Origin of the sequence: Bradyrhizobium sp. (assembly GCF_035701725.1) — a bacterium.
Taxonomy (GTDB): domain Bacteria; phylum Pseudomonadota; class Alphaproteobacteria; order Rhizobiales; family Xanthobacteraceae; genus Bradyrhizobium.
This window is the reverse complement of sequence record NZ_DASSRP010000346.1, coordinates 1-4,645: the sequence shown is the minus strand read 5'-3', so window position 1 is coordinate 4,645 and position 4,645 is coordinate 1. Positions and strand designations below refer to the sequence as shown.

Here is a 4,645-nt window from a genome sequence, read left to right as displayed (position 1 = left end):
CGGAGCAGGCCAAGCTGCATCGGTTCACGCTCGAGGGTGAGCGAGAGCATGGCGACCATCACCGCGGTCGGCACGACGTTGACAAAGAAGATGGTCTGCCAGCCATAATTCTCGGTGAGATAGCCGCCGATGGTCGGACCGATTGCTGGCGCAAAGGTGACAGCCAGTGCGAACATCGCCAGTCCGATCGGCTTCTGCTGCTGCGGCAGCTTGGTGAAGACCAGCGTGAAGGCCATCGGGATCAACACGCCGCCGAAAAAGCCCTGGAAGGCGCGCATCGCGATCATCGAGGGCAGGTCGGTGGTGAAGGCGCAGAGCACCGAGAAAAGCGCAAATAGCGTGGCATGCGAGAGCATGACCTTGCGGAAGGAGAACACGCGGCTGAGGTAGTCGGTCAGCGGGATCACCACGATTTCGCCGATCAGGTAGGAGGTCGAGATCCAGGAGCCGTTGTCGACGCCGGTGCCGATGCCGCCCTCGATGTCGAGCAGCGAGGCATTGGTGATCTGGATGTTGAGGATCGCCATGAAGGCGCCGATCATGGCGGCCATCACGGAAATCCACACCGCGGCGCTGGCGCGCTCCGGCGCCGCTGGCCTCACGCTGGCCGTGATCGGGCGAGGGGTTGCGGGCGAGGTCGAGAGGGCAAGGTCTGACATGTCATCACCTTTGGTCTCTATCTTGGCCTCATCGCTCACGTCACTTCTGCGAGGCGAGGAGCGCGATGCTGGCGTGCGAAGCGGAAGGCGAGGCGGGCTGCGGCGCGCCCGCGGCCAACGCTTGATGCTTCTGCGTCTGGATGGTCGGGATCACCGACATGCCCGGCCGCAGCTCGACGCTGGAGGATTCCAAAGCGATCTTGACCGGGATGCGCTGCACCACCTTGGTGAAGTTGCCGGTGGCATTGTCCGGCGGCAGCAGTGCAAATTCCTGCCCCGAGGCGGGCGCGAGACTGTCGACATGGCCGTGCACGGGCTTGCCGGGGAACATGTCGACATCGATGTCGACCGGTTGGCCGGGCTGCACATGGGTAAGCTGCGTCTCCTTGAAGTTCGCAATCACGTAGGCGCCTGAGGCGGGCACCAGCGACATCAATTGCGTGCCGGCCTGTACATATTGGCCTGCGCGCAGCGTGCGATTGCCGACGACACCGTCGATCGGCGCGATGATCGTGGTGTAGGAGAGATTAAGTTCGGCCTGGTGCTGCAATGCATAGGCGCGCGAGGTGGCGGCGACGGCTTGCGCGATTTCGGCCTTGAGCAACTCGATCTGCTTTAAAGCGGAGGCGAGATTGGCTTTGTCGCGTTCGATCGCCGCTTGCGCGCTGGCGTGACGCGATTGTGCGGCTTGCGCGTTCTGCACGCTGCCATAGCCGGTCGCGGCGAGATCGGTATAGCGCTTGTTCTCCTGGGTGGCGAAGGTCGCCGAGGCGGTATCGACGTCCAGCGTCGCCCGGGCGGCATCGATGATCGCCTGCTGCACATCGAGTTGGGCGCGCTTGCTGACCACGGCAGCTTCGGCGGCAGCGACATCGGCCTTCGCCTGATCAAGCGCAACCTTGAAATCGCGGTCATCGATCCGCGCCAGCATCTGGCCGGCGTTGACGTGCTCGTTGTCGCCAACCAGCACTTCATGCAGATAACCGGAAACCTTCGGCGCCACCGTGGTGTTGTCGGCCTTCACATAGGCGTCATCAGTCGAGACCAGGAAACGGCCGACGGTCCAGTAGTCAAAGCCGTACCAGGATGCGCCGGCCAGCACCGCGACCGCGGTTCCCGCCAATAACAGCCTCCTGAAACCGCCGTTCTTGGCGGCATGGGTGGTTTCCGTGGCCGGCGCGGACGAGGGGACCAGCTTTTGGACTGTCTCGGCGGGAATGGCCTTTTCAGCTGCAAAATCAGTGGCGTGGCGGGTCATGGCGGCATCCTCTATTGGACTTAACCCCTTGCCGCGAAAGCAGATTTCGATTGGGTCACGGCGCGGTGAATTAGGAAACTTGACGTTTTCCAAAATACAGTGCATATTGGGACTGTCAATGGAATGACAGTCATCATCTAAAAGCATGGCTCGTACCGCCGATCTGAAGTCCCTGCACCACAAGCGGCGAGTTCGATCAGGGACTTCAGATCGATAAAGCGGTACGAGAATCAATATGTTTGCGAGTGCCCATGACTTTCCGAAGTTCGTGCAGTGGGTGCCGCAATGGACAACGAACTTCGGAAAGTGGGCGCTCGCTATGGCGACGACGATGAAGACCAATGAACAGGAAGACCCCTGCGCCGAAGTGCGGCGTGGCCGCGGCCGGCCGCAGGCGCGATGCGATGAGGATACGCGTGCGCTGATTTTTGAGGCCGCGCGGACCGAGTTTGCCGCCAGCGGTTATGCAGCGACCAGCATGGACAGCGTGGCGCGCCGCGCCGGCGTTTCCACCAAGACGCTGTATCGGTTGATCCCGAACAAGGCGGCGCTGTTCGAGGCCATGATCACTGATCGTATCGACACGTTTGCATCGGTGGTGCGCCTGCGCGCCTGTGACGGCAGCAACATCGAAAAGGCGTTGCACGAGGCGCTGATGGTTTGCGGCGAACTCATTCTGGCTGGCGACGTGATCTCGCTCCAGAGGGTCATACTCGGCGATAGCGAGAAATTTCCTGAGATCGCCGAGACCTTTTATACCAAGGCGATCCGGCGAACCGAGCAGACGCTGGCCAACTGGCTGCGTGCGCAGAGCGAGCGTGGCCTCGTCAAGATCGACGATGCGGAGGCGTCGGCCGGCATGCTGCTCGGCATGCTCGTGTTCCAGCCGCAGCGTGCCGTGCTGTTCGGCCATGCGCCGCCGCCGACGCGCGCGCAACTGGAGCGGCGGGCTCAGGCCGTCGCCGCCTTGTTCCTGCACGGTTGTGCGCCGTAGCCGGTTTCGGCTCGGGCCGCGACAGTTCAGCCTTTGCAAGCAGCCCGCGACCGCGGCGAGTTCGTTCCGGTTCCATACCAGCGAAACGACGATGTTGGATCGGCCGTTAACAGGCGTGCTTCCTGCTTTTGCGAAAATTCCCGAGGAATTGCATAGTCCTTTCCATCGTTTCGGTGGATACTGGGCCCATGTCTTCGCTGATACTTTTGGCCGACGATCTGACCGGGGCGCTCGATACGTCCGCCGAACTGGTGGGCCAATTCGGCCCGCTGCAAGTATTTTGGTCTGCGTCGTCGATCGCGCCCACCCAATCGAGTTTTGCGATCGATAGCGGCACGCGCGAGCTGTCGCCCGAACGGGCTTTTGCCGTGGTCGGCGAGTTCGCAACCATGCTGGTTGGCGCAACCGTGGCGTACAAGAAGATCGACAGCCTGCTTCGCGGGCCCTGGGTCGCCGAGCTCGATGCGTGTCTGCGTCTCGGAGCCTGGGATGCCTGCATTGTCGCGCCGGCCTTCGTTCACCAGGGCCGGCGAACCATCAATGGCCAGCAATATGCGCGAGCGGCGGATGGCGGCTGGAGCGCGGTCGGCAAGAAGATCGTCGAGCAACTTCGGGAACGAAAACTGGAGGCCAGGCAATCGAGCCCCTCAGCGCGCGTTCAGGCGGGGATCACTGTGTTCGATGCCGAAACCGAGGGTGATCTCGACCGGGTGGTTCAGGCAGGAAGAAATTATCCCGGAAGACTGCTGTGGTGCGGAAGCGGAGGACTTGCGAGCGCACTGGCGCGCGGAACGGGTCTCTGGGCGCCCGACAGGCTGAAGCGACCGGTGCTCGGTATATTCGGCTCGGACCATCGCACGACTCAGGTGCAACTCGCCGCCTGCGAGCCCGTCGTGATCAGAAGTCACGACATCGCGGCGGATCTCGGCCGGATCAAGCAGGCGCTTGCCGAGGGCGTTGCCTTCGTCAAACTGGAGGCGCCCACGGCCTCGCGCACCGATATCGCCGAGCATTTCGCGCGCGAGATCGCCACCTTGTGCCGGTCGGTCGATCCGCCGGGCTGCCTGATCGTCGCCGGTGGCGAAACGCTGAAAGCGCAGGCGACCGCGGTCGGCGCGCGGGCGCTTCGTGTGCTCGGCCGATTGGAGCCGGGCATTCCCAAGTCGGTCGTCGAAGGCGGCCCCTGGTCAGGCGTCGAAGTGGTCTCGAAATCCGGGGCGTTTGGGACGGCCGATGTGTTGTGGAAGCTTCTCAAGCAAAACGGCTTGATATAGTAGAGCGGATTGCCATTCGGCTGGCCTCGTCGTGACGGAGAACAACAACAATGAGCAAACGACACCTGGCGATCACGATGGGCGATCCAGCCGGCATCGGTCCCGAGATCATCGTCAAGTCGTGCATCAGACTGCGCGATCGTCTTGCCAGCGGCGACCTCAAGCTTCTGATCATCGGCAGCCGCCGCGCGTTGGATCAGGCGGGCCGCCAGCTTGATGCGGGTCTCGAGATGCCGGCGGTCTCGGCCGATGACGCCATCTGGCCGAATCTGGCTTTCCTGCAAGCCGACACGGAAAGTGACGAGATCGCGCCAGGCGTGTTGTCTTCGGCTGGCGGACGCTTTGCCTACAAGGCCGTCGAGCGGGGGGTGCGCTTGTCGTTGTCGGGGCGCGTTGGCGGCATCGTCACCGCGCCGCTCAACAAGGAGGCGCTGAACAAGGCCGGCTATCATTATCCCGG

Annotated in this window: 5 protein-coding genes; 3 read left to right on the top strand and 2 right to left on the bottom strand. The window is 62.8% G+C overall.

Annotated elements, in window-relative coordinates; all coding sequences use genetic code 11:
- On the bottom strand, positions 1-659 hold a 659-nt coding region (locus VFL62_RS20760), incomplete at its 3' end, for an MFS transporter (RefSeq protein WP_325174260.1).
- Positions 660-699: 40 nt separating this feature from the next.
- The gene (locus tag VFL62_RS20755; protein WP_325174259.1) at positions 700-1,917 is read right to left on the bottom strand and encodes an HlyD family secretion protein; all 1,218 of its coding nucleotides are present in this window, start codon (positions 1,915-1,917) and stop codon (positions 700-702) included.
- A 235-nt stretch (positions 1,918-2,152) separates the two neighbouring features.
- Here VFL62_RS20755 and VFL62_RS20750 point away from each other — a divergent pair, with 235 nt between their 5' ends.
- From VFL62_RS20750 to VFL62_RS20740, 3 genes are all read left to right on the top strand, one after another.
- Complete coding sequence (locus VFL62_RS20750) at positions 2,153-2,911, top strand: TetR/AcrR family transcriptional regulator (protein ID WP_325174258.1); 759 nt, start codon at positions 2,153-2,155, stop codon at positions 2,909-2,911.
- 188 nt (positions 2,912-3,099) lie between these two features.
- A complete protein-coding gene (locus tag VFL62_RS20745; RefSeq protein WP_325174257.1) occupies positions 3,100-4,185 on the top strand; it encodes a four-carbon acid sugar kinase family protein in 1,086 nt (361 codons plus the stop codon).
- Between the two features lie 50 nt (positions 4,186-4,235).
- The coding region (locus VFL62_RS20740) for a 4-hydroxythreonine-4-phosphate dehydrogenase PdxA (protein ID WP_325174256.1) at positions 4,236-4,645 on the top strand (410 nt) is incomplete at its 3' end.

What these genes read in the sequence shown, in the direction of transcription:
- VFL62_RS20755 (WP_325174259.1), bottom strand. Translation starts at nt 1,917, where the DNA reads ATGACCCGCCACGCCACTGATTTTGCAGCTGAAAAGGCCATTCCCGCC.
- VFL62_RS20750 (WP_325174258.1), top strand. Translation starts at nt 2,153, where the DNA reads ATGTTTGCGAGTGCCCATGACTTTCCGAAGTTCGTGCAGTGGGTGCCG.
- VFL62_RS20745 (WP_325174257.1), top strand. Translation starts at nt 3,100, where the DNA reads ATGTCTTCGCTGATACTTTTGGCCGACGATCTGACCGGGGCGCTCGAT.